The sequence below is a fragment of the Leclercia sp. 1548 genome (assembly GCF_050435045.1).
GTDB lineage: Bacteria > Pseudomonadota > Gammaproteobacteria > Enterobacterales > Enterobacteriaceae > Enterobacter > Enterobacter adecarboxylatus.
Genome location: NZ_JBNDJP010000002.1, coordinates 83,479 through 107,429 on the forward strand (window position 1 = coordinate 83,479; position 23,951 = coordinate 107,429).

Genomic DNA, 23,951 nt, shown 5'->3' on the forward strand with positions numbered 1-23,951 from the left:
TCTCAGCGTTTAGGTTTTTACTGCGGGCAAAGAGAGGGGTGTAATGAACAGACCGATCGCACTGGGTATCACCGGGTTCTCATTAATCGCGGTGACGTATGGCATGGCGAGATTTTCCTGGGGTCTGATGCTGCCCGATATTCGTCAGGCCATCCCTTTCTCACCCCAGATTGCCGGAGGGATTGCCGCCTGTAGCTATGCGGCCTATTGCCTGTCAGTATTCTTTGCCTCTTCCCTCACCAACCGCTTTGGTCCCCGCGTACCGGCTTTGCTGGCAGCCGTCACGGCAGCGAGTGGACTGTTTATTCTGGCATTCTCGGCGCAGCCGCTCACCCTTGCGACAGGGTTATTTATTGCCGGGCTAAGTTCGGGGCTGGCCTCACCCGCGCTTGCCGGTGCCGTAGATGACACCATTGCGCCAGATCGCCAGACCCTGGTGAACACCGTCATTAATGCCGGAACAAGCGCCGGGATCATCCTCGCGGTGCCGGTTCTGTTTTTTATGCCGGGAGGCTGGCGCGCGGCCTGTATCGTCTTTGCCCTTCTGGCACTGCTCTGCCTGCTGGCAGCGTGGCGTTATCTGCCGGGGCGGACTACGCGCAAGCGAGAACAACTGCCATCCTGGCGCGGGTTGCTTCGCAAGCCGGGCATGTACCGCCTGTTAATGATTACTTTCGTGAGCGGCGTTGCCAGCGCCGCCTGGTGGAGTTTTGGCCCGGAGCTGCTTACGAGCCATACCGGGCTTGATAGCCCCGTGACGCGGGTTCTGTGGCTGGTGAGCGGCGGGGCAGGGATCGTTGCCGTGTTTACCGGGAGTGCGGCAAAACGTATTGGGATGCGGGGCGTTTACCGGCTTTCGCAGATCTTTATGGCCGCCTCGCTGCTGGCTCTGGCGTTAAGTGAAGGGTTTGCCTGGTGGCTAGTGCCGGTAGTGGCGATGAGCGGGGCGGGATACGTTATTTTGTCCGGCGTACTGCTGGTGCAGGGCGCGACTATCGCCCACCCGTCACCGGCTGTGGGGGTCAGTATGGCTTTTCTGATGCTGGCAGCCGGACAGGTTGTCGGCGCCGTGGTGTTTGGTCTGTTACTGGGAATGGCAGGCGCAGCGGTAGCTCTGGCCATTTTTTCCGGGCTGTCATGGGCGCTGCTTGCCGTCACGCCTGACGGCAAACCCTGATCACGCTTTTTTACGCGCGCGCGTTTTCTTTACCGGCGTCACGCCTTTCACTTCGCTTTCCACCCAGCCGTCTGACAGCCGGGTAGTAAGCACATCCCCGACGTTGACCTGTTTAGCCTGCTTCAGTACGTTGCCGTCGGTCGCGGTGGTCACGCTGTAGCCGCGCGCCAGCGTCGAGAGCGGGCTGACGGCTTCCAGATGGGTCACTGCATTACCAAAGCGCTCGCGGGTGCTGCTCAGCCGTGCGCGCAGGTTCTCCGCAAGACGATACTCCAGCTGCTGAATACGGGTTTGTGCCCGGTAGATGCGTGGCTGCGGGTTGTGCTGATTCAGGCGCTGAGTGGTGCGCTGCTGGCGCTGCGCCGCCTGTTTAAGCTGATTGTCCACCGCGAGGTTCATCCGCTGGCGCAGACGTTCCAGCACGGTTTGCTGACGCGCCAGACGCAGCTGGGGGTGCTGCTGTTGCAGACGATGATGAAGCTGGGTAAAGCGACGGGTGCGGTTGGCAAGGAAATAGTCCATTGCCATCTCCAGGCGCTGCTGGCCGTTTTGCATCTGTCGTAGCAGCTCGAGCTGGTTACGGCTCACCACTTCTGCCGCGGCAGAGGGCGTGGGTGCGCGCAGGTCAGCGACAAAATCTGCGATGGTGACGTCCGTCTCGTGCCCGACGGCGCTGACTACCGGGATCTGGCTGGCAAAAATCGCCCGCGCCACGCGTTCGTCGTTAAAGCTCCACAGATCTTCCAGCGAGCCGCCGCCGCGCCCGACGATCAGCACATCACACTCCTGACGGGCATTGGCGAGCTGAATGGCGCGAACAATCTGCCCGGGCGCATCGTCGCCCTGCACCGCAGTCGGGTAGATAATGACCGGCAGGGAAGGGTCGCGGCGTTTCAGCACATGCAGGATATCGTGCAGCGCGGCGCCGGTTTTCGAGGTGATCACCCCCACGCAATGGGCAGGGGAGGGAAGCGGTTTTTTATATTGCTGATCGAACAGCCCTTCCGCGGACAGCGCGGCTTTCAGCTGCTCATACTTCTGCTGCAGAAGCCCTTCACCCGCTGGCTGCATGCTCTCAACGATAATCTGATAATCACCGCGCGGCTCGTACAGGGTGATACTGGCGCGTACCAATACCTGCTGCCCGTGCTGCGGCCGGAAGGTCACCCGGCGGTTGCTGTTGCGGAACATCGCGCAGCGCACCTGGGCGGTATTGTCCTTCAGGGTAAAGTACCAGTGACCGGATGCCGGTTGGGTGAAATTAGAGATCTCTCCGCTGATCCACACCTGGCCTATTTCCTGCTCAAGCAGCAAACGGACCGTCTGGTTAAGGCGGCTGACAGTATAAATTGAGGGGGATTGGGAGGATAACATGTGAGCGGGATCAAATTCTAAATCAGCAAGTTATTCAGTCGATAGTAACCTGATAAGAGGCAATCGCAAGCGTTTTTTATAAAAAAGTGTAGATGCAATCGGTTACGCTCTGTATAATGCCACGGCAATATTTAACCACCCAGGTCAGAGATATTGCCCATGCTACGTATCGCTAAAGAAGCACTGACGTTTGACGACGTCCTCCTCGTTCCCGCTCACTCCACCGTTCTGCCGAATACTGCCGACCTCAGCACGCAGTTGACCAAAACCATTCGCCTGAACATTCCTATGCTCTCCGCGGCAATGGACACCGTGACTGAAGCGCGCCTGGCTATCGCCCTGGCTCAGGAAGGCGGCATTGGCTTTATTCATAAAAATATGTCTATCGAGCGCCAGGCGGAAGAAGTTCGCCGCGTGAAGAAACATGAATCTGGCATCGTTACCGATCCACAGACCGTTCTGCCAACCACGACCCTGCACGAAGTGAAAGCGCTGACCGAGCGTAACGGCTTTGCAGGCTACCCGGTTGTGACCTCCGATAACGAACTGGTGGGTATCATTACTGGCCGTGACGTGCGTTTCGTCACCGACCTGAACCAGCCGGTCAGCGTCTATATGACGCCGAAAGAGCGTCTGGTCACCGTGCGTGAAGGTGAATCCCGCGACGTGGTCTTCGCCAAAATGCACGAAAAACGTGTTGAGAAAGCGCTGGTTGTGGACGACAGCTTCCACCTGCGCGGCATGATCACCGTTAAAGACTTCCAGAAAGCAGAACGTAAACCGAACGCCTGTAAAGACGAGCATGGCCGTCTGCGCGTCGGTGCTGCGGTTGGCGCAGGTGCGGGCAACGAAGAGCGTGTTGATGCGCTGGTTGCCGCAGGCGTTGACGTGCTGCTGATCGACTCCTCTCACGGCCACTCAGAAGGCGTGCTGCAACGCATTCGTGAAACCCGTGCAAAATACCCTGACCTGCAGATCATTGGCGGCAACGTGGCCACTGGCGCAGGCGCACGTGCCTTGGCCGAGGCTGGCGTCAGCGCGGTGAAAGTGGGTATCGGCCCTGGCTCCATCTGTACGACCCGTATCGTTACCGGCGTAGGCGTTCCGCAGATCACCGCAGTATCCGACGCGGTAGAAGCGTTGGAGGGCACCGGTGTTCCGGTTATCGCTGATGGCGGTATCCGTTTCTCTGGCGACATCGCTAAAGCGATCGCGGCCGGTGCGGCAGCGGTGATGGTTGGCTCCATGCTGGCCGGTACGGAAGAATCCCCGGGCGAAATCGAACTCTTCCAGGGCCGTTCTTATAAATCTTACCGCGGGATGGGTTCCCTGGGCGCGATGTCCAAAGGCTCCTCCGACCGTTACTTCCAGACCGATAACGCTGCCGACAAACTGGTGCCGGAAGGTATCGAAGGTCGCGTGGCTTACAAAGGCTACCTGAAAGAGATCATTCACCAGCAGATGGGCGGCCTGCGCTCCTGTATGGGCCTGACCGGCTGTGGTACCATTGACCTGCTGCGTACCAAAGCCGAATTCGTGCGTATCAGCGGCGCGGGTATTCAGGAAAGTCACGTTCATGACGTGACCATCACCAAAGAGTCCCCGAACTACCGTATGGGCTCCTGATAAGTTTCCACGCCCGGCTATATGCCGGGCGATTTTGTTTCACTTGCCTCGGAATTAGCGTCAATGACGGAAAATATTCATAAACATCGCATTCTCATTCTGGATTTCGGTTCGCAATACACTCAGCTGGTCGCGCGTCGCGTCCGTGAGCTGGGCGTTTACTGTGAGCTGTGGGCGTGGGATGTCACGGAAGCACAGATTCGCGAATTCAATCCAAGCGGTATCATCCTCTCCGGTGGCCCGGAAAGCACCACCGAAGCCAACAGCCCGCGCGCCCCGCAGTACGTGTTTGAAGCCGGTGTGCCGGTGTTCGGCGTCTGCTACGGCATGCAGACCATGGCGATGCAGCTTGGTGGCCATGTTGAAGCATCCAACGAACGTGAGTTCGGCTACGCGCAGGTTGAAGTTCAGACCGACAGTACGCTGATCCGCGGTATCGAAGACTCCCTGACCGCCGACGGCAAACCGCTGCTCGACGTCTGGATGAGCCACGGCGACAAAGTCACCGCTATCCCGTCCGACTTCGTGACCGTTGCCAGCACCGAGAGCTGCCCGTTTGCCATTATGGCCAACGAAGAAAAACGCTTCTACGGCGTGCAGTTCCACCCGGAAGTGACCCACACCCGTCAGGGCATGCGCATGCTGGATCGCTTTATTCGCGATATCTGCCAGTGTGAAGCGCTGTGGACGCCAGCCAAAATCATCGACGATGCGGTGGAACGTATTCGCCAGCAGGTCGGTGATGACAAAGTGATCCTTGGCCTGTCTGGCGGCGTTGACTCCTCCGTGACGGCGATGCTGCTGCACCGCGCCATTGGTAAGAATCTGACCTGCGTCTTCGTGGACAACGGTCTGCTGCGTCTGAACGAAGCCCAGCAGGTGATGGACATGTTCGGTGACCACTTCGGTCTGAACATCGTTCACGTAGAAGGCGAGAAGCGCTTCCTCGACGCGCTGGCGGGCGAGAACGATCCTGAAGCCAAACGTAAAATCATCGGCCGCGTGTTCGTGGAAGTGTTCGACGAAGAAGCGCTGAAGCTGGAAGACGTGAAGTGGCTGGCACAGGGCACCATCTACCCGGACGTGATCGAATCTGCGGCTTCTGCCACCGGTAAAGCACACGTCATCAAATCTCACCACAACGTGGGCGGCCTGCCGAAAGAGATGAAGATGGGTCTGGTTGAGCCGCTGCGTGAGCTGTTCAAAGACGAAGTGCGTAAGATCGGCCTGGAGCTGGGTCTGCCGTACGACATGCTCTACCGTCACCCGTTCCCGGGTCCAGGTCTGGGCGTGCGCGTGCTGGGCGAAGTGAAGAAAGAGTACTGCGACCTGCTGCGTCGCGCAGACGCGATCTTCATCGAAGAGCTGCACAAAGCCGACCTGTACAACAAAGTGAGCCAGGCGTTCACCGTCTTCCTGCCGGTTCGCTCTGTAGGCGTAATGGGCGATGGCCGTAAGTACGACTGGGTTGTCTCCCTGCGTGCGGTTGAGACTATCGACTTTATGACCGCTCACTGGGCGCATCTGCCGTATGACTTCTTAGGCCGCGTGTCTAACCGCATCATCAACGAAGTTAACGGTATTTCCCGCGTGGTGTATGACATCAGCGGTAAGCCACCGGCAACGATTGAGTGGGAATAACACCCGCCCAATAATCTCGTCATGATTAAAGCCCGCAGTCAGCGGGCTTTTTTTCGCCGGTATCATTTCGCGGCTTGCTCAATCGTCCGGGCAATTTCTTCCGGCTGACTCACCATCGATACATGACTTGCCGTCACTTCGGTAGTTTTGGCATGAATCGCTTTCGCCATGGCCCGCTCCAGGTCCGGGTTGATCATCCGGTCATTCTTGCTGACCACATACCAGCTCGGCTTATCACGCCAGGCTGCGTGGGTAACTTTTTCCGCAAAGGCATCTGCACGTATCGGGCCTTGGGTAGCGGTCAGCGTGTTCTGCTCAGCCGCTTTAAGGTCTGGCGCAAAGTCCTGGCGTACCGATTTGCCCGGCAGATAGAGAAAACCGTCGGCGGTTTTAGCGATACCAGCGCTGCCCGGCGGGGCAGGATAGCTCCCCGCCAGATCCGCCGTGGACTGGCCTGAGTCCGGGGCAAATGCCGCCACATAAACCAGTGATTTCACCCGCGCATCGTTGCCCGCCTCGCTGATCACCGTGCCGCCCCAGGAGTGCCCCACCAGCACCACATCGCCGTTAGCCCGGGCGATGGCGCGTTGGGTGGCGGCGACATCCTCTTTCAGCGACGTGAGCGGCAGCTGAACGGCAATGACCTCGGTATGCTGGCGTTGCAGTTGGTCGATAACCCGGTTCCAGCTGCTGCCGTCGGCAAAAGCGCCATGCACCAGCACCACGGTTTTAGTATTCGCCAGCGCCGTACCACTGGCCGTAGCCAGCAGCAGGCCCACTGCCAGGGAATGAATAGACAGTTTTTTCATGGTTAAGCCTCAACGATAAATATCGGCGGTGCCTGACAGAGTGTTGTTTCCCCCGGCAGAGGTAATGTGGAACGCGCCTGCACCTGCTTTGGCAGCCTTGGCCTGCAGTTTCGCCTCCAGATCCGCGAGCGACGTTGCGCCGCTGCTGTCAGAAACGGTGCCAATTTTTTGCAGCCCCTGAGGCTGGTTAATTTCCTGGGCAGCGAAAGCGTTAGAAGCCATGGCAGCAGAGAAGGCCAGAACAGCAATCAGTAATGTTTTCATGGTTCAAATCCTCAAAAATAGGTAAGGGGTTGTGTTCAGTGCATAACCGCAGCATGCGGCGGCACGGTGAATTCGATGGTTTTACGGTCAACAGGCTTATGGGTTGGGTCGGCAAGAATAATGGTCACCTTGTGATGACCCGCGGGGAGTCCCACCAGAATGACAGGCTCACCGCTGGCGTCGGCCCAGTGCCAGGGGTTGTCATCCACGATGACGTGGATATGGCCGATGCGCGGTGTCACTTTTAGCGCTTCGGGTCCGAATACGGGTTCGATGCGCATGTTCTCTGTACGGTATTGAATAAAGACTGCGCCTTTACTTAACGGGCCAGCCAGCGGCGGATCGACAATCAGCTTCGCCGGGGGCTGTGTTTGTTCGAGCGGTGCGACGGCAGCAGGACCGTTAACATCCGCGGCACTCAGCCCGCTTAATGGCGCGGCCCAGGTGCAGCCAGACGTCAGCGCGAACAGAGTGAGCAATAAATTTTGACGCATCATTCGGGTATCTCCTCATCAGGTCATCAATGGCGACAGATACAGAAAACCATTTTTATGTATCGGGTCTGTTTGCTGCGGGCGGCTTTTTTGTATGGCTGCGTAAGCCAGGCGTCGCGGATACAGTGCGATACATTCCGCGCAAGCGCGGGGCAGGGTCTGCTGGCATGGTGTCTGCAGAGGCATCCATCTGGGTGCTAAAGCAAACAAGAGGATCACCATCATGAATCACGAGAAAGTTGCATTGGTTTTCGGCGGCGCACGCGGGATTGGGGCGGCCATTGCGGTGCGACTGGCGCACGAGGACTATCGGATTGCCGTCACCTGGGTATCACGCCCGGACCGGGCGCAGGCGCTGGTCTCTACAATTGAACGTCAGGGGGGCAGGCTATAGCCATTGAAGCCGACAGCGCAGACGCGGCGGCTATCCAGGCGGCAGTGGATAAAACGTTACAGCAGTACGGCAGGCTGGATGTCGCGGTGGTCAATGCGGGCGTGTTACGTCTCGGGACCATTGAGGCATATTCGCTGGCAGATCTGGATGCCACTCTGGCCGTCAACGTGCGCGGCGTCTTCCTCGCCATTCAGGCGGCTGTTAAACAGATGGCCGAAGGCGGACGGGTGATCACCATCGGCAGTAATACCGCGGTACGTACCAGTCATGCAGGCAGCAGTGTTTATGCCATGAGTAAAGCGGCCGTGGCGTCGATGGTGCAGAACCTCGCGTTGGATCTGGCGCCACGACGTATTACGATCAACAACATCCAGCCGGGTCCCATCGCCACCGATATGACCGCCGGAATGGCGGAGCAGATCGTCGGAAGCATTCCGCTGCAGCGGATGGGGGAGCCGGACGAGATCGCCTCGCTGGCGGCATGGCTTGCCGGTGAGTCGTCCGGCTACATGACCGGCACAAGCCTGACCATTGACGGTGGCTTTGTACTTTAGTCGCTGAGGGCAGGGATGCCCGCTTCACTCTGCGAGGTCTGACCCTTTACAATCGCCACCGCCAGTCCGGCAATCACCAGCGTTAGCCCCCACGATACCCACATCCCGCCTATAACCCCTGCTGCCCGGTTCAACCAGGCGTAGGCCAGCGGGGAGGCCGCTGCCATCAACTGGGCGGGGATCAGCAGTACCCCGGTGCGTCGGGCATACTCTTCAGGCGCAAATAGCTGCAGCGGCAGCGTGGCTTTCACGATAGTCACCAGCCCGTTAATCGCCCCATAGCCCAGCACAAAACCGGCGGCAGACCAGAGGAAGAGCGTACTGCTCAGTCCGAGCAGAAAGCAGACCGGCATAGCGAGGGCGGTAAACAGCGTCAGGCGCAGCGGAGTGAGTCCTGCCCCGGCAACCACCTCCAGGAAGCGCGCCCCGGTCTGCCCCATGCCCCATAACATGCCGACGGTAACCGGCAGACCCACGCTGGTAATAAATTCCGGCAGGTGGGTGGAGGTGCCGTTAGAGACAAAGGTGATCAGCGCAATGAATGTGGCATACAGCCAGCCGTTGCGTCGATCCTGTTCTTCGGCAGGTGGGGCTGGTTTACGTCCTGTCGGACGGGTGTGATGAGGTATTGACAGGGTTAATGCCGCGCTCAGCAAACCGAACAGGGCATAGACCAACAGTGCATCCCGCCAGCTCATGATCGTCAGCAGCGCATCGCCCAGCGGCCAGAACACGACCGAGGCCAGCCCGCCAGCCAGCGTGACGCGTGAGATAGTTCGCCGCGCCTGTTGCCCGTAAAGCGTCACCAGCGCCGCGAACAGCGCGTCGTACAGCGACAGACGCATGCCAACGCCGGCCACAATCCATGCCGCGTACCAGGTGACAAGCGAGTGAGCGTAGGCCATTACTCCACAGCTGGCGGAAATCAGCAGCGAGCCGATCATCACCACGCGCTGCCCTCCCATTCGCGCCAGCAGGTTCGCGACAAACGGCGAGAGGGCGGCCATCACCAGCATGGCGAGAGTCAGGCCCGAATAGATTGCTGGTGACGACCAGCCGCTATCGGCCGTGATTGCCCGGGCGAAGGTGCCCGGCATATAGAAAGAGATCCCCCAGTTGATAAGCTGGTTACAACCCGTGGTAAGGGGGAGCGCGCGGGGCAGGGCCAGGTTTTTCATTATCTTTCATTCCATCAGACAGTTATCCTGAGCATATCGCGCGCATCTGGATGCTGGCAGGCCGGTGCGTTTATGGCTCCTATAAGAGAAACTTTGTGATGACGACGCTGAATCTGGGACAACTGGCGACCTTTCGACTGGTCGTTCAGCGCGGCAGCTTTTCTGCGGCTGCGGATGTGCTGGGGATTTCGCAACCGGCGGTCAGTCTGCAGATCCGCCAGCTTGAGCAGTTTTTGCAGGCGCGGTTAATCGAGCGTACCGGGCGGGGCGTCAAAGCCACGGCGGCCGGGCTGGCGTTATTCACCCACGGCGAACGTATTGAGCAGGCGGTGGAGGAGACAATCCGGGCGGTGGCCGCGTTCAGCCAGGAGGTGAGCGGAACGATCACAATCGGGATGGGGGCGACGGCCTGCATCCATCTTCTGCCGCCGCTGTTGCAGCAGCTCCGTCAGGATCATCCCCTGCTGCGGGTGGGGGTCACCACAGGCAACACCCTGGAGATCGTTCGTGCCATAGAAGAGAACCGTCTCGATCTGGGCCTGGTGACCTTACCCGCTACTGGTTCGGCCCTGGCGATCGCCCCGGTGATGGATGAAGAGTTTGTTTTTATTGCCGCAGCCGATCAGCAGAGGCTGTTTACCACTTTCAACGCAACGGAGCTGCAGGCTCACCCATTTATCGCTTTTGGTGCCGGGAGCAGCACAAGGGCAGTGATCGACGCCTGGTTCCAGGCCAGCGCTGTGCAAGTGGAACCGGTAATGCAGTCCGGCAGTATCGAGGCAATTAAGCGCATGGTGCGCGTCGGGCTGGGGTACAGCATTATTCCACGCATGGCGGTAGCGTGTGCAGAAGACCGGCAGGGATTATGCGTGCAGTCGCTTACGCCGGTTTTACAGCGCCAACTGGCGATCGTCATGCGTCAGGATAAAGTACTGAGTAAAGGTATCAGCGAAATTATTCGATTATTACAAACCGTGAAATAATTTAATTAGCCCGTAAAAACAACCGGATTAATTAATTGTCGTGGAGGGACGTTCGACATATTCGCCCGAGAGGCTAGATTGTTGCGCCTGCTTTTTCTCCTGGTGGTGATACCAGGCTCCAATGGAGGAGTAAACGAAGCGGCCCACAAAAAAGAATAAGCTGATTAGCAGTATGATACGCGTCATCCGAGTGTTAAACCGATGTCGTTTCCGCATACGTGTGGCCTGACTCACTATAGTGTTCCTGAAAATACCCTGAGGGCGATATGCCATTAAGGCATACGGGGGCCACAGGGGTCAATTATTCGGATTGTAAAATTACGTCAACGATAATTCACTTGTTGTTATGTATAATAATTACTTTATTTACGCCATTGATAAATCGCACAAAAGTAGCGTTAAAAAATGTGAATATTTTTTTCTGGTAATAATATCTTTGATTTAAGTCAAATCTTGCTTGCCCTGGCTTACTAAAATCTTTGCTCCTTCGTGTAAGTGTTATTTGCCCGCACGACTATGTCGTCAGGTTGGATGCCTGTCTGAACTGCCCCTGGATGAGCGGGTTAACTATGGCATCTATGACTATTTTCTCCTTATACAAAACATACAAAGACCGCTGGTGGGCACTGCCGTTGATCTTACCGATCGTGCTGCTGCCTGTTGCGCGTCTTGCCACCACCTACGCCCAGATTAACGGAAACCCGGTCGTGCTTTATTACATGCCGCTGGCTTTCTTACTGTCGCTGATGCTGTTTTACGGCATGGCGGCTGTACCGGGCATAGTGATTGCACTCTTTGTTCGCTATTACCCCTCGATAGGCGGGTACGAAACTGCCATGGCTATTGGCCATTTCATGATTCCGATAACCCTCAGCTGGGGCGGATATCGGGTCTTCGCCCCCCGCCGTAACAGGGTCGCCTATGGCGACGCACGGCTGATGGGGCAGCGATTGTTCTGGCAAATGTTTTGTCCGGCCACGATTTTTCTGCTGTTGTTTCAGTTCGCTATCTACCTTGGCGTCTATGAGACGCGGTTTGACCTGATAAATCTCAGTCCCTCCGGGATTCGTTCGCTGATTAACTATCAGGCCCTGCTCGTTGGCTGCCTGACGGGCGTGCCTTTCAGCTACTTCATCATCCGCACCCTCCGTCATCCCCGCTACCTGCGAAGCCTGATGTCGCAGATTAAGGGCCAAATCGACGGTAAAGTCACGGTAACGGAAGTAGTTATCTGGACAGCGGCAACCAGCGCGCTGCTGGCCTTGCTCCTCTGGCCCATCACCGAAAACAGCACCATCTTTAGTACCAATTACACCCTGTCGCTGCTGATGCCGGTAATGCTATGGGGATCAATGCGCTTCGGTTATAAGCTGATGTCCCTCATCTGGACCCCGGTGCTGATTGTCTCTATTCACTTTTTTGACAGCTATATTCCCCAGTCGCAGGGCTATGATATTCAGCTCACCATCACCACCTCCAGCTATCTGGTCTTTACCTTTGTGGTGGTTTACATGGCGATGCTGGCGACGCGTCAGCGGACGATTAATAACCGCGCCAGACGGCTGGCCTTTCTCGACCCGGTGGTACACATGCCTAACCTGCGGGCGCTCACTCGGGCCCTGGGGAAAAAACCCTGGTCGGTGCTCTGCTTCCTGCGCATGCCGGAACTGGAGATGTTGGGGCGCAATTACGGCTTATTACTCCGTATCCAGTACAAACAGAAACTGGCCGCGTGGATTAACGGCTATCTGCAGCCGGATGAGTGTGTGTATCAGTTGTCCGGGCACGATCTGGTATTACGGCTGAATACCGAGTCTTATCAGTCCCGTATTGACGAGCTGGATTTGCATATCAAGCGTTTCCGCTTTCTCTGGGACGGGATGCCGCTCCAGCCGCAGGTGGGAATCAGCTATTGCTACGTGCGTTCTCCGGTGGTGCACCTTTATCTTCTGCTGGGGGAGCTGGGCACCATTGCAGATCTCTCCCTGGCAACCAATCACCCGGAAAACCTGGAGCAGCGGGGCGCAATTAATCTGCAACGTGGCCTGAAAGAAAAAGTCGCGATGATGAGTCGCCTGCAACGCGCGCTGGAAAAAGATCAATTTACCCTGCTGGCACAGCCCGTACAGGGGATCCGCGGCGATGACTATCACGAGGTGCTGCTCCGGCTGCAAAATGATGACGCAGAGTTGATATCGCCCGATGTATTCCTGCCCGTCGCGCAGGAGTTTGGCCTCTCTTCGCGTATCGATATGCTGGTGGTAGAGAAGACGCTGCAGTTTATGGCCGATAACCGGGAGAGCCTGCCGGGTCAGCGATTTGCCATTAATCTGTCGCCGTCATCCGTTTGCCGGGCACAACTGCCCCTTGAGGTGGGCCGCATGCTGCAAACCTATGGCATTGAGAGCTGGCAGCTTATTTTTGAGATCACCGAGAGCAGCAGTTTTTGCAACGCCGGACTGGCCATGCAGACGATGAATCATTTGCAACAGATGGGATGCCGGATTGCTATTGATGATTTTGGCACCGGCTACGCCAGTTACGCCCGCTTAAAAAATGTGGATGCCGATATCCTTAAAATCGACGGCAGCTTTATCCGCAATATCGTCAGCAACAGCCTGGATTATCAGATTGTGGCTTCGATTTGCCATCTGGCGCGGATGAAGAAAATGCTGGTGGTGGCGGAGTATGTCGAGAGCGAAGAGATCCGTTGCGCCGCGGAGGCGCTGGGGATTGATTACTTCCAGGGTTATTTAATCGGTAAACCCGTACGGCTGGAGACGTTGCTGTCGAAACAGGCGCTCATGAAGAGCGCCTGACAGGAGATTACGCGGCGACGTTCGGAGAGTGCTCTTCTTCAATTTTCAGGCACCAGCCGGTAACGGCGCTCCAGTACTGCTGCTCTCTTTCCAGATCCAGCAGCACCAGTGCGTTCTGGCTAAACCAGTCGTGCGGGAAGCTTAACGTCCAGTGGTTATCGTCCGTGGTGAGCGTCAGCGTCGGCGGCGTGGTTGTCGCCTGGCGCTGGTTGTTGAGCAGCACGCCCAGACGTAACAGCTGGATCAGCGGCAGGAACTGTTTTTTCTTGAACAGCGTAAAGCGTGGCAACTCGTCCAGCTTAACGGCTTTGCGATGATAGCGTACCAGCGAAGCCATCATGGTCTGCTGCTCCTGGTTAAAGCCAGGCAGATCGCTGTTTTGCAGAATGTAGGCCGAGTGGCGATGCATCCCGCTGTGATTGATGTTCAGCCCGACTTCATGCAGCATCGCCGCCCACTTAAGCAGAGCCGCCAGCTGCGGATGCGCCAGTTTCGGGTTCTGGGTTTCCCACTGTTCATACATATGGGTAGTGGTTTCCAGCACCCGCTTCGCCTGCTCGCGATCGATGTTGTACTGATTCGCCAGGCTCTGCGCGGTACGGCTGCGAATATCCTGGTGACGGAATCGACCTTCCATCTCATACAGCACGCCTTCGCGCAGTGCGCCGTCAGACAGGCGCAATTCACGGATGGCCAGCGCATCGAACACGCCGCAAAGGATGGCCAGACCCGGTACAAAGACCGCTTTGCGCTCTTCAGACAGCCCAGGCAGGCTCAGCGCCTCAAAGCTCTTATGCTTGACCACCTCTTCCATCAACATCGACAGACGCTCCGGGGTGATAAAACCGTCTTTTTCGCCCATCTCCACCAGCACTTCATGTGCGGCTTTGATCGTACCTGAAGCGCCGAGCGCCACGTTCCAGCCCTGGAGTCGATATTGCCAGGCAAGCGTCTCCAGCTTTTGAACCGCGGCCATGCGCGCACGCTGGAAGTTTTCCCGGGTGATGATCCCGCCCGGGAAATAGAGTTGGGCAAAACTGACGCAGCCCATCCGGCGGCTTTCGACCAGATGCGGCTCAAAGTTTTCGCCAATCACCAGCTCGGTAGAGCCACCGCCGATATCGATCACCAGCTTGCGGCCTTTTTCGGGCTGAGTATGTTCCACACCCATGAAAATCAGTCGGGCTTCTTCATTGCCTGAAATGATCTCGATAGGGTAGGGGATCACCTGCTCCGCACGCTTTAAAAATTCCGTGGCGTTCGAGGCCTGACGAAGAGTGTGGGTTCCAACAATGCAAACGCTCGACGGGGTGAAACCCTGCAGACGTTCGGCAAACAACGACAGGCAGTTTAGCCCGCGCTCCATGGCCTCTTCGCTGAGCATATTGTTAGCGTCCAGGCCATCCGCCAGGTGAACGCGCTGTTTCAGCCGACCGATGATCTGCATTGCGCCATCAACCTCACGGGCAATGACCATGTGGAAGCTGTTAGAACCAAGGTCGACTGCAGCAAACTCCTGCGGTCGTGGGGTCTTATCGTTTATCGGCATAGGTTAATCGGGTTGCTCGAGTGATTTGATATAGTCGTAAATCGCCAGCTGTGCCCGTACTTTACGGCGATTGCCGCGCGGCACATAGCGGTTGCTCAGTTCTTTATCGATATAACGTGCTTTTACAGTATCGCTTAACAATAAATCGATGATATCAAGAATTTGTTGCTTCAATCGCGGGTCCAGCAGCGGTGCCGCCACTTCGATTCGATAATCGATGTTGCGCGTCATCCAGTCTGCGGAAGAGAGGTAAACGCGTTTATCGCCACCGTTCTCAAAAATATAGATGCGATCGTGTTCAAGATAGCGGTCAACGATGCTCATGACGCGAATATTTTCGCTGATGCCTTCCAGATCGGGGATCAGGGAGCACATACCGCGGATCAGCAGATTGACTTGAACCCCGGAACTGGACGCTGCATACAGACGATCCACCAGCCCTTTATCGACGAGGTTGTTGAGCTTAAGCGTAATGCCAGCCGGCAGGCCGTTCTGGGCATTAGCAATCTCTTTGTCGATCATATCATACAGCAGGCGACGAGAGTTTTGCGGCGACACCAGCAGGTAGTCGAAGCTGACCGGACGATACGGGTTCTCAATGAAGTTAAAGACCCGGCGCACCTCGTTGGTGATGCGCGCATCGGCGGTAAGCAGCGAGTAGTCGGTGTAAATTCGCGCCGTCTTCTCGTTAAAGTTGCCGGTACCGATGTGGGCATAACGCACGACATCATCCCCCTCTTTACGGGAGATGAGGAACAGCTTGGCGTGGATCTTCAGCCCCGGGGCCGAGAAGATCACGTGTACGCCCGCTTCGGTCAGACGGCGCGCCCAGTGAATGTTGGCCTCTTCATCGAAGCGTGCCTGCAACTCTACCACCACGGTGACTTTCTTCCCGTTATGGGCGGCATGAATCATCGCATCGATAATGCGGGAGTCTTTCGCCACGCGGTAGATGTTGATTTTGATCGCCAGCACGTTGGGATCGAACGACGCCTGACGCATCAGCTCCAGCACGTGTTCAAAGGTGTGGTACGGGTAGTAGAGCAGGACGTCGCGCTCGCGGATGGCATCGAAGCCGTTGCGGAACTTATCGAACCAAATATGGCGCAGGCGCGGCAGCGGCTTGTTCACCAGGTTGGCTTTGCCGACGTTCGGGAAGCCGATAAAGTCTTTAAAGTTGTGATAGCGACCACCCGGCACGATGGAGTCGTAGCGGGAGATGGTCAGCTTTTCACGCAGCATCTCGACCATCGCGTCCGGCATATCGCGCTGATAAACAAAGCGCACCGGCTCGGCGGTAAGACGTTGCTTAAGGCTGGAGGACATCAGCTCCATCAGGCTGGCTTCCATCTCGTGCACCAGGTCGTACTCGGCGTCACGGGTCATCTTCATGGAATAGGCGTTTAGCGCGTCGTAATCGAAGAAGCCTTTAAAGATGTCGTCCAGACAGTAGCGCAGGATGTTATCCAGCAGGATCATCGGCTTGCGACGACGCGGCGTTTCCGGCGGCAGATTGACGAAGCGCGGCACTTTATCTGAAGGGATCTCCAGCAGCGCATAGCGAATGCTGTCGCCGCGGATAATTTCCACCGCCAGATAGGTGTAGTCATCCTTCAGGAACTGCACCAGATCGGTTTCACGGTTAATCAGAATGGGGGTGATGTGCTGGCGCAGATACTGTTTGAAATAGTGGCGCAGCCAGTTCTGCTGGTTGACCGAGAGCTGTCGCTCGTTGATCAGGAAGATTTGATTGCGTGCCATCTCCAGCAGCAATTCGTTATACAGACTGTCAAATTCCTGATCGGCTTTTAGCACCCGGGACTGGATCTTGCCAAGCAGATGACGCGAATTCGAGTTCAAACCCTGCTCTTCGCTAATGATGATTCGGCGTTTCAGTTCAGCAAAGCGAACTTTGTAGAACTCGTCCAGGTTGTTTGAGTAAATCCCCAGAAAACGCATGCGCTCAATCAGCGGGTTACTTTTATCCGCTGCTTCCTGAAGCACGCGCTCGTTGAATGCTAACCAGCTTAACTCTTTCTCGATGTATAACTTTTCCTGACCCATTACTACTCACACTCCAGTTCAATCACAGGACGTGGTAAATCCGTCTCGCCTTTATTATGGCGAGCATTTCCACTATATGTCCAACTGTGTCAGAAAAGTATGACAGTTAAATTTTTTCTTGAAGAATAATAGAGGGTTGGCGGCATTGCCCGTCGGCGCTTTGTTTGCGCGGGCCTACAGTCAGAGAGGCCGGGTAAGCAAAGCCCACCCGGCAAAAGATTACTCTTCGGCCGCATGGCCTTGTGGAGGTAGCGGCGAGCCATCCAGCCAGGCGCTGCCGTCGCGCATCGCCAGGCGGCCATCCACAAACCAGCTCACCACCAGCGGGTAGATGGCGTGCTCCTGGGCCTGAACCCGGGCGGTAACATCCTCTTCGCTGTCGCCTTCAAACACCGGCACTTTCGCCTGCAGGATCACCGGGCCGCCGTCCAGTTCGTCAGTGACAAAGTGAACCGAGGTGCCGTGCTCCTCATCGCCATTCTCCAGCACCTGACGGTGAGTATTCAGGCCAGGATACTTTGGTAGCAGGGAAGGGTGGATGTTCAGCAGACGTCCGGCATAGTGCGCCACAAACGCCGGGCTGAGGATCCGCATATAGCCCGCCAGCACCACCACGTCCGGGGCGTAGGCGTCGATCTCCTGCACCAGTTCGCGGTCAAAGGCTTCGCGGCTGGCAAACTGGGAGGCGCTGAGCGCATGCGCGGCAATGCCCGCTTCGCTGGCGCGCTCAAGGCCGAACGCATCGGCCTTGTTACTGAATACTGCGCGGAGGGTGCCGTTGATTTTCTTCTGTTTGCAGGCATCGATGATAGCCTGCAAATTACTTCCGTTACCGGAAATGAGCACCACTATATTTTTCATTCAATGACCACACGCTGTTCGGCATCAGAAGCCTTGATGATACCGATTTTCCACGCGTTTTCACCTTTCGCCTGCAGCAGCGCCAGGGCATTGTCCACTTCGCTGGCTGGCAGGGCGATCAGCATCCCCACGCCGCAGTTGAAGGTGCGATACATTTCGTGGTCGCTGACGTTACCGGCATCCTGCAACCAGTTGAACACCGCTGGCCACTGCCAGGAGGATTCGTCGATCACGGCCTGAGTGTTGTCCGGCAATACGCGCGGGATGTTTTCCCAGAAGCCGCCGCCGGTCAGGTGGGCGATAGCGTGAACGTCCACGTTCGCGATCAGTTCCAGAATGGATTTCACGTAGATACGGGTCGGTTCCAGCAGGTGATCGGCCAGCGGTTTGCCTTCCAGTTCGGTCGTCAGTGGATCGCAGCCGCTGACTTCGACAATTTTACGCACCAGCGAGTAACCGTTGGAGTGCGGGCCGCTGGAACCCAGGGCAATCAGCACATCGCCGTCGGTCACTTTACTGCCGTCAATGATCTCGGATTTCTCGACAACGCCCACGCAGAAACCGGCTACGTCGTAATCTTCGCCGTGGTACATCCCCGGCATTTCAGCGGTTTCACCGCCAACCAGCGCACAGCCAGACTGCAGGCAGCCTTCAGCGATACCGCTGATCACGCTGGCTGCGGTGTCCACGTCCAGCTTGCCGGTCGCGTAGTAGTCGAGGAAGAACAGCGGCTCAGCACCCTGAACCACCAGGTCGTTAACACACATGGCAACCAGATCAACACCGATGGTGTCGTGGCGTTTCAGATCCATCGCCAGACGCAGCTTGGTGCCTACGCCGTCGGTGCCCGAGACCAGAACCGGTTCACGGTATTTTTGCGGCAGCGCGCACAGGGCGCCGAATCCTCCCAGCCCACCCATTACTTCCGGGCGGCGGGTTTTTTTAACTACCCCTTTGATACGGTCAACCAGCGCATTACCTGCGTCAATATCTACACCGGCATCTTTGTAGCTGAGAGAAGTTTTGTTGGTCACGGCTCAAGTCCCCACGCGATTGCATTGCGATTGTAAGAAAAATCGGCGCAATTCTAACAGTCCAGGCAAACGTTTGCGAGCCTATTCTGCAACAGAAAAACGGGTCCCTGAAAATGCAGCAAAAATCGCGATTCGCTACGCAAACTTGAACCCGTTCACGAAAATGAAACCGGGTACATTCTTCTTCTTGCAACCCCTTCGCTGAATGCACATCATTTCACTGAAACCGGTTTCTGTACTCTTTTTTGCCGAAAATTAACGCTAAATGAGGGATATCGCATGTCAGGATTCAAAGAGGGTTTTCTGTGGGGCGGCGCGGTAGCGGCGCATCAACTTGAAGGCGGCTGGCAAGAGGGCGGGAAGGGCCCAAGCGTCGCAGACGTGATGACCGCAGGCGCACATGGCGTCCCGCGCGAAATCACCGACGGGGTGCTGCCGGGCAAAAACTACCCCAATCATGAAGCCATCGATTTCTATCACCGTTACAAAGAAGATATCCAACTGTTCGCGGAACTGGGCTTTAAATGCTTCCGCACCTCCATTGCCTGGACACGTATTTTCCCCAAAGGTGACGAACAGCAGCCCAACGAGGCAGGCCTGCAGTTTTATGACGATCTGTTTGATGAGTGCCTGAAGCACGGCATCGAGCCGGTTATTACCCTCTCGCACTTCGAAATGCCGTATCACCTGGTGAGCGAATATGGCGGCTGGCGCAACCGCAAACTGATCGACTTCTTTGTGCGCTTTGCCAGCGTGGTATTTGCACGTTATCAGCACAAAGTGAAGTACTGGATGACCTTCAACGAGATTAACAACCAGGCCAACTTCCACGAAGACTTCGCACCCTTCACCAACTCCGGCCTGAAATACCAGCCGGGCGAAGATCGCGAGCCGGTGATGTTCCAGGCAGCGCACTATGAGCTGGTGGCCAGCGCGCTGGCGGTAAAAGCCGGACGTGACATCAACCCGTCCTTGCGGATTGGCTGCATGATTGCAATGTGTCCTATCTACCCGCTGACCTGCGCCCCGGACGACATGATGATGGCGATGAATGCCATGCACCGCCGCTACTGGTTCACCGACGTACACGTGCGCGGTGCCTATCCGCAGCATCTGCTGAACTACTTTGCCCGTCGTGGTTTTGAACTGGATATCACCGAAGAGGATAAAGCGGCGCTGAAACAAGGCTGCGTGGATTACATCGGCTTCAGCTATTACATGTCGTTTGCCACCAAAGCGACGGCGGATAACCCGCAACTGGATTACGACGAGAGCAAAAGCCTGGTCTCCAACCCCTACGTACAGAAATCGGACTGGGGCTGGCAGATTGACCCAGTGGGGCTGCGCTACTCCCTGAACTGGTTCTGGGATCACTACCAGCTGCCGCTGTTTATCGTCGAGAATGGTTTTGGCGCTATTGATGTGCTGGAGAGCGACGGCACGGTGAACGACCAGTACCGCATCGACTATCTCAGCGCCCATATCCGCGAGATGAAAAAAGCGGTAGTGGAGGATGGCGTGGATCTGATGGGCTACACCCCGTGGGGCTGCATCGATCTGGTCTCTGCCGGTACCGGCGAAATGAAAAAACGCTATGGCTTTATCTATGTCGATAAAGACAACGAAGGCAACGGCACGCTGAATCGCAGTAAGAAAAAATCCTTTGCTTGGTATCAGAAGGTGATCGCCAGCAACGGCGAGACGCTGTAGCTCTGTGACATGGCCGGGTAAGCGCAGCGCCACCCGGCGAAACCCCGCATAAAGGCCGGAGATCCCCCTCCGGTTTTTTTTGTCTCTTTTATACTCTCTGCAGCCTGTTATTCACTTTGGTTGATCCCGGTCAAGCAAGATGGGTATGGCGCAGTCTGAAAAAAGCGGTATAATCCGGCGATTTTTTTTGTGGCTGCCACCCGAAGGAGAAAGAGAATGAAGATTGTGGAAGTGAAACACCCACTCGTTAAACACAAGCTGGGCCTGATGCGTGAGCATGACATCAGCACTAAGCGCTTTCGTGAACTGGCTTCTGAAGTTGGCAGCTTACTGACTTATGAAGCAACCTCCGATCTGGAAACCGAAACGGTGACCATTGAAGGCTGGAACGGCCCAGTACAGGTTGAGCAGATCAAAGGCAAAAAAATTACCGTTGTGCCAATCCTGCGTGCGGGTCTGGGCATGATGGAAGGCGTGCTGGAGCACGTCCCGAGCGCGCGTATCAGCGTGGTCGGTATCTACCGTAACGAAGAAACGCTGGAGCCAGTGCCGTATTTCCAGAAGCTGGTTTCCAACATCGACGAGCGTATGGCGCTGGTCGTTGACCCAATGCTGGCCACCGGTGGTTCGATGATCGCCACTATCGATCTGCTGAAAAACGCGGGCTGCAGCAGCATCAAGGTGCTGGTACTGGTTGCCGCACCGGAAGGGATTGCCGCGCTGGAAAAAGCGCACCCGGACGTGGAGCTGTACACTGCGTCTGTTGATCAGGGTCTGAACGAGCACGGGTACATCATCCCGGGCCTCGGCGATGCCGGTGATAAGATTTTTGGTACTAAGTAAGTGATAAACGAAAAAGAAGCCGACTTTGATAGTCGGCTTTTTTTTGAATAAAAAAACCAACCGTTAAAAGCAAACAACACTTGAGGAAAACACTATGACGCGCCGTGCTATCGGGGTGAGTGAAAGACCGCCACTTTTACAGACAATCCCGCTTAGTTTGCAGCACCTGTTTGCGATGTTTGGCGCAACCGTGCTGGTGCCAATCCTGTTCCACATTAACCCGGCCACCGTGCTGTTGTTTAACGGCATCGGAACGCTGCTGTACCTCTTCATCTGTAAAGGTAAAATCCCGGCCTATCTGGGTTCGAGCTTTGCCTTTATCTCGCCGGTACTGTTGCTGTTGCCTTTAGGCTATGAAGTGGCGCTGGGCGGTTTCATTATGTGCGGCGTGCTGTTCTGCCTCGTTGCTTTCATTGTGAAAAAAGCCGGTACGGGCTGGCTGGATGTGATGTTCCCGCCTGCGGCAATGGGCGCAATCGTTGCCGTCATCGGGCTTGAGTTAGCCGGTGTGGCGGCAAACATGGCGGGCCTGCTGCCTGCCGACGGTCAGTCGCCGGATACCAAAACCATTATCATCTCGCTGGTCACCCTGGGCGTGACGGTCTTTGGCTCGGTGCTGTTCCGTGGCTTTATGGCGATTATCCCGATCCTGATTGGCGTGCTGGCGGGCTATGCGCTCTCCTTCGCCATGGGCGTGGTCGATACGACGCCAATCGCGCAGGCTCACTGGTTTGCTCTGCCAACCTTCTATACCCCGCGTTTTGAGTGGTTTGCCATCTTCACCATCCTGCCGGCGGCGCTGGTGGTTATTGCCGAGCACGTCGGTCACCTGGTGGTCACGGCGAACATCGTCAAGCGCGACCTGATCCGCGACCCGGGTCTGCATCGTTCAATGTTTGCCAACGGCTTCTCGACCATTATCTCCGGTTTTTTCGGCTCCACGCCAAACACCACCTACGGTGAGAATATCGGCGTCATGGCCATTACTCGCGTTTACAGCACCTGGGTTATCGGCGGCGCGGCAATTATTGCCATTCTGCTCTCCTGCGTGGGTAAACTGGCGGCGGCGATCCAGATCATCCCGGTGCCGGTAATGGGCGGTGTTTCGCTGCTGCTGTACGGGGTAATCGGTGCTTCCGGTATCCGCGTCCTGATCGAGTCTAAAGTCGATTACAGCAAAGCGCAGAACCTGATCCTGACCTCCGTGATCCTGATTATTGGCGTCAGCGGAGCCAAGGTTCACATTGGTGCAGCGGAGCTGAAAGGCATGGCGCTGGCGACCATTGTGGGTATCGGCCTCGCCCTGATCTTCAAAGTGATCTCCATCCTGCGCCCGGAAGAAGTGGTTCTGGACGCGGAAGAGACAGAAAAAGTCTCTCATTGATCGTCTAACCGGGCGGCCGATCCGCCCGGTTCTCTCCCCGCTTGTTCCGTGTTAAACTCTGGGCCGATTCCGAGTAAGACCTGGTTGAGGTATTTCTGAACGCACCGGCACAGCTCTCTTTGCCACTTTATCTTCCCGACGACGAAACTTTCGCGAGTTTCTGGCCGGGTGATAACCCCTCTTTACTGGCTGCACTGCAAAACGTGTTGCGCCAGGAGCACAGCGGTTACATCTATATCTGGTCACGCGAAGGCGCGGGGCGCAGCCATCTGCTGCATGCAGCCTGCGCCGAACTCTCGCAGCGCGGGGATGCGGTCGGCTATGTGCCGCTGGATAAACGCACCTGGTTCGTGCCGGAAGTGCTCGACGGAATGGAACAGCTGTCGCTGGTCTGCATCGACAATATCGAATGCGTGGCGGGGGATGAGCTGTGGGAAATGGCGATTTTTGATCTCTATAACCGCATTCTGGAGTCCGGGAAAACCCGACTGCTGATCACCGGCGATCGTCCACCGCGACAGCTAAAACTCGGGCTTGCCGATCTGGCCTCGCGTCTCGACTGGGGGCAAATCTACAAATTACAGCCGCTCTCGGATGAAGATAAACTGCAGGCTTTGCAGCTGCGGGCGCGGTTGCGGGGCTTTGAACTGCCGGAAGACGTGGGGCGTTTTCTGTTGAAGCGGCTGGATCGCGAGATGCGTACCCTGTTTATGACGCTCGATCAGCTGGACAAGGCTTCCATCACCGCCCAGCGGAAGCTCACCATTCCCTTTGTGAAAGATATCCTCAATCTGTAGGCCCGGCGCGCACAGGCTGCCGGGCTGTTCCATGTTTACTGCACAATCTCCAGCACCTGTTCAGGTGGGCGGCCAATGCGCGCTTTGCCGTTTGCCACCACAATTGGGCGCTCGATCAGCTTCGGATTATCCACCATCGCCTGTAGTAATGCCTCTTCACTGAGCGCGCTGTCAGCCAGCCCCAACGTTTTGTAAAGCTCCTCTTTCTGGCGCATTAACTCTCTGGCGCTGCGCATTCCCAGCTGGCTTAACAGTGTGCGAAGGGTGTCGGTATCCGGGGGCGTGTCCAGATAGAGCACCACCTGCGGCTCAATGCCGTTTGATTGCAGCAGGGCCAGGGTTTCGCGGCTCTTTGAGCAGCGGGGGTTATGGTAGATAGTGACCGCGTCAGACATC

At 56.5% G+C, this 23,951-nt stretch carries 20 protein-coding genes and 1 pseudogene; 10 read left to right on the forward strand and 11 right to left on the reverse strand.

The window, feature by feature from the left end; translation table 11 throughout:
• Positions 1–43 precede the first annotated feature (43 nt).
• On the forward strand, positions 44–1,177 hold the full coding sequence (locus ABIE02_RS05715; RefSeq protein ID WP_336994436.1) for an MFS transporter: 1,134 nt from the start codon (positions 44–46) through the stop codon (positions 1,175–1,177).
• Here the strand turns inward: ABIE02_RS05715 and xseA are convergent, their stop codons facing one another.
• Entirely contained in the window at positions 1,178–2,551 is a 1,374-nt protein-coding gene (gene xseA / locus ABIE02_RS05720; protein WP_336994437.1) for an exodeoxyribonuclease VII large subunit, read from the reverse strand.
• 159 nt (positions 2,552–2,710) lie between these two features.
• Here xseA and guaB point away from each other — a divergent pair, with 159 nt between their 5' ends.
• Together guaB and guaA are read left to right on the forward strand one after the other, a co-directional pair.
• A complete protein-coding gene (guaB, locus tag ABIE02_RS05725; RefSeq protein WP_032613080.1) occupies positions 2,711–4,177 on the forward strand; it encodes an IMP dehydrogenase in 1,467 nt (488 codons plus the stop codon).
• A 63-nt stretch (positions 4,178–4,240) separates the two neighbouring features.
• Positions 4,241–5,818 carry a glutamine-hydrolyzing GMP synthase gene (gene guaA, locus ABIE02_RS05730; protein ID WP_336994438.1) on the forward strand — a complete coding sequence of 526 codons (1,578 nt, stop codon included), beginning with the start codon at positions 4,241–4,243 and terminating at the stop codon, positions 5,816–5,818.
• A 62-nt stretch (positions 5,819–5,880) separates the two neighbouring features.
• On the opposite strand, the gene ABIE02_RS05735 is transcribed toward guaA, so the two are convergent.
• The 3 genes from ABIE02_RS05735 to ABIE02_RS05745 are packed head-to-tail and all read right to left on the reverse strand — an operon-like array spanning position 5,881 to position 7,388.
• Positions 5,881–6,627 carry an alpha/beta fold hydrolase gene (locus ABIE02_RS05735; RefSeq protein WP_059307410.1) on the reverse strand — a complete coding sequence of 249 codons (747 nt, stop codon included), beginning with the start codon at positions 6,625–6,627 and terminating at the stop codon, positions 5,881–5,883.
• Positions 6,628–6,636: 9 nt separating this feature from the next.
• Positions 6,637–6,891, reverse strand: coding sequence for a YdgH/BhsA/McbA-like domain containing protein (locus ABIE02_RS05740; protein WP_336994439.1), 255 nt, complete (start codon positions 6,889–6,891; stop codon positions 6,637–6,639).
• 35 nt (positions 6,892–6,926) lie between these two features.
• Positions 6,927–7,388, reverse strand: a complete 462-nt coding sequence (locus ABIE02_RS05745) for a DUF6130 family protein (RefSeq protein WP_032613076.1) — start codon at positions 7,386–7,388, stop codon at positions 6,927–6,929.
• Between the two features lie 220 nt (positions 7,389–7,608).
• Here ABIE02_RS05745 and ABIE02_RS05750 point away from each other — a divergent pair.
• A pseudogene (locus ABIE02_RS05750) lies at positions 7,609–8,333 on the forward strand (SDR family oxidoreductase).
• Here ABIE02_RS05750 and ABIE02_RS05755 read toward each other — a convergent pair.
• Complete coding sequence (locus ABIE02_RS05755) at positions 8,330–9,511, reverse strand: MFS transporter (protein WP_336994440.1); 1,182 nt, start codon at positions 9,509–9,511, stop codon at positions 8,330–8,332. The pseudogene ABIE02_RS05750 and the gene ABIE02_RS05755 overlap by 4 nt on opposite strands.
• Before the next feature lie 98 nt (positions 9,512–9,609).
• Here ABIE02_RS05755 and ABIE02_RS05760 point away from each other — a divergent pair, with 98 nt between their 5' ends.
• The gene (locus ABIE02_RS05760) at positions 9,610–10,494 is read left to right on the forward strand and encodes a LysR family transcriptional regulator (RefSeq protein WP_144883033.1); all 885 of its coding nucleotides are present in this window, start codon (positions 9,610–9,612) and stop codon (positions 10,492–10,494) included.
• 27 nt (positions 10,495–10,521) lie between these two features.
• Here ABIE02_RS05760 and ABIE02_RS05765 read toward each other — a convergent pair whose 3' ends face one another.
• Positions 10,522–10,728: a YfgG family protein gene (locus ABIE02_RS05765; RefSeq protein WP_059307415.1), complete on the reverse strand. Its 207-nt coding sequence runs from the start codon at positions 10,726–10,728 to the stop codon at positions 10,522–10,524.
• A 344-nt stretch (positions 10,729–11,072) separates the two neighbouring features.
• Between ABIE02_RS05765 and ABIE02_RS05770 the strand changes: the two genes are divergently transcribed.
• Positions 11,073–13,313 (forward strand): sensor domain-containing phosphodiesterase, encoded by a 2,241-nt coding sequence (locus ABIE02_RS05770; protein WP_336994743.1) that lies wholly within the window; start codon positions 11,073–11,075, stop codon positions 13,311–13,313.
• A gap of 7 nt (positions 13,314–13,320) precedes the next feature.
• Here ABIE02_RS05770 and ppx read toward each other — a convergent pair whose 3' ends face one another.
• The 4 genes from ppx to purM all read right to left on the reverse strand — a co-directional run bounded on the left by ppx (position 13,321) and on the right by purM (position 18,821).
• Positions 13,321–14,862, reverse strand: a complete 1,542-nt coding sequence (ppx, locus tag ABIE02_RS05775; protein WP_032613070.1) for an exopolyphosphatase — start codon at positions 14,860–14,862, stop codon at positions 13,321–13,323.
• A 3-nt stretch (positions 14,863–14,865) separates the two neighbouring features.
• Positions 14,866–16,926 carry a polyphosphate kinase 1 gene (ppk1, locus tag ABIE02_RS05780; RefSeq protein WP_230430866.1) on the reverse strand — a complete coding sequence of 687 codons (2,061 nt, stop codon included), beginning with the start codon at positions 16,924–16,926 and terminating at the stop codon, positions 14,866–14,868.
• Between the two features lie 219 nt (positions 16,927–17,145).
• Positions 17,146–17,787, reverse strand: a complete 642-nt coding sequence (gene purN, locus ABIE02_RS05785; RefSeq protein WP_336994441.1) for a phosphoribosylglycinamide formyltransferase — start codon at positions 17,785–17,787, stop codon at positions 17,146–17,148.
• Positions 17,784–18,821, reverse strand: a complete 1,038-nt coding sequence (purM, locus tag ABIE02_RS05790) for a phosphoribosylformylglycinamidine cyclo-ligase (RefSeq protein WP_059307417.1) — start codon at positions 18,819–18,821, stop codon at positions 17,784–17,786. Before purM ends, purN begins: the two co-directional genes overlap by 4 nt.
• 279 nt (positions 18,822–19,100) lie before the next feature.
• Between purM and ABIE02_RS05795 the strand changes: the two genes are divergently transcribed.
• The 4 genes from ABIE02_RS05795 to ABIE02_RS05810 all read left to right on the forward strand — a co-directional run bounded on the left by ABIE02_RS05795 (position 19,101) and on the right by ABIE02_RS05810 (position 23,555).
• Positions 19,101–20,531 carry a 6-phospho-beta-glucosidase gene (locus ABIE02_RS05795; RefSeq protein ID WP_336994442.1) on the forward strand — a complete coding sequence of 477 codons (1,431 nt, stop codon included), beginning with the start codon at positions 19,101–19,103 and terminating at the stop codon, positions 20,529–20,531.
• 216 nt (positions 20,532–20,747) lie between these two features.
• Positions 20,748–21,374: a uracil phosphoribosyltransferase gene (upp, locus tag ABIE02_RS05800; RefSeq protein ID WP_032613066.1), complete on the forward strand. Its 627-nt coding sequence runs from the start codon at positions 20,748–20,750 to the stop codon at positions 21,372–21,374.
• Positions 21,375–21,468: 94 nt separating this feature from the next.
• The gene (gene uraA, locus ABIE02_RS05805) at positions 21,469–22,758 is read left to right on the forward strand and encodes a uracil permease (RefSeq protein WP_032613064.1); all 1,290 of its coding nucleotides are present in this window, start codon (positions 21,469–21,471) and stop codon (positions 22,756–22,758) included.
• 95 nt (positions 22,759–22,853) lie between these two features.
• Entirely contained in the window at positions 22,854–23,555 is a 702-nt protein-coding gene (locus ABIE02_RS05810) for a DnaA inactivator Hda (protein WP_204260919.1), read from the forward strand.
• Between the two features lie 35 nt (positions 23,556–23,590).
• Here the strand turns inward: ABIE02_RS05810 and arsC are convergent, their stop codons facing one another.
• The gene (gene arsC / locus ABIE02_RS05815) at positions 23,591–23,950 is read right to left on the reverse strand and encodes an arsenate reductase (glutaredoxin) (protein WP_077226707.1); all 360 of its coding nucleotides are present in this window, start codon (positions 23,948–23,950) and stop codon (positions 23,591–23,593) included.
• Position 23,951: the final 1 nt, after the last annotated feature.

Coding starts and splice junctions, on each gene's coding strand:
- ABIE02_RS05740 (WP_336994439.1), bottom strand. CDS start 6,891: ATGAAAACATTACTGATTGCTGTTCTGGCCTTCTCTGCTGCCATGGCT.
- uraA (WP_032613064.1), top strand. CDS start 21,469: ATGACGCGCCGTGCTATCGGGGTGAGTGAAAGACCGCCACTTTTACAG.
- xseA (WP_336994437.1), bottom strand. CDS start 2,551: ATGTTATCCTCCCAATCCCCCTCAATTTATACTGTCAGCCGCCTTAAC.
- ABIE02_RS05760 (WP_144883033.1), top strand. CDS start 9,610: ATGACGACGCTGAATCTGGGACAACTGGCGACCTTTCGACTGGTCGTT.
- guaA (WP_336994438.1), top strand. CDS start 4,241: ATGACGGAAAATATTCATAAACATCGCATTCTCATTCTGGATTTCGGT.
- ABIE02_RS05715 (WP_336994436.1), top strand. CDS start 44: ATGAACAGACCGATCGCACTGGGTATCACCGGGTTCTCATTAATCGCG.
- guaB (WP_032613080.1), top strand. CDS start 2,711: ATGCTACGTATCGCTAAAGAAGCACTGACGTTTGACGACGTCCTCCTC.
- ABIE02_RS05795 (WP_336994442.1), top strand. CDS start 19,101: ATGTCAGGATTCAAAGAGGGTTTTCTGTGGGGCGGCGCGGTAGCGGCG.
- upp (WP_032613066.1), top strand. CDS start 20,748: ATGAAGATTGTGGAAGTGAAACACCCACTCGTTAAACACAAGCTGGGC.
- ABIE02_RS05745 (WP_032613076.1), bottom strand. CDS start 7,388: ATGATGCGTCAAAATTTATTGCTCACTCTGTTCGCGCTGACGTCTGGC.
- ABIE02_RS05755 (WP_336994440.1), bottom strand. CDS start 9,511: ATGAAAAACCTGGCCCTGCCCCGCGCGCTCCCCCTTACCACGGGTTGT.
- ABIE02_RS05770 (WP_336994743.1), top strand. CDS start 11,073: ATGACTATTTTCTCCTTATACAAAACATACAAAGACCGCTGGTGGGCA.
- ppx (WP_032613070.1), bottom strand. CDS start 14,862: ATGCCGATAAACGATAAGACCCCACGACCGCAGGAGTTTGCTGCAGTC.
- ABIE02_RS05735 (WP_059307410.1), bottom strand. CDS start 6,627: ATGAAAAAACTGTCTATTCATTCCCTGGCAGTGGGCCTGCTGCTGGCT.
- purN (WP_336994441.1), bottom strand. CDS start 17,787: ATGAAAAATATAGTGGTGCTCATTTCCGGTAACGGAAGTAATTTGCAG.
- ppk1 (WP_230430866.1), bottom strand. CDS start 16,926: ATGGGTCAGGAAAAGTTATACATCGAGAAAGAGTTAAGCTGGTTAGCA.
- arsC (WP_077226707.1), bottom strand. CDS start 23,950: ATGTCTGACGCGGTCACTATCTACCATAACCCCCGCTGCTCAAAGAGC.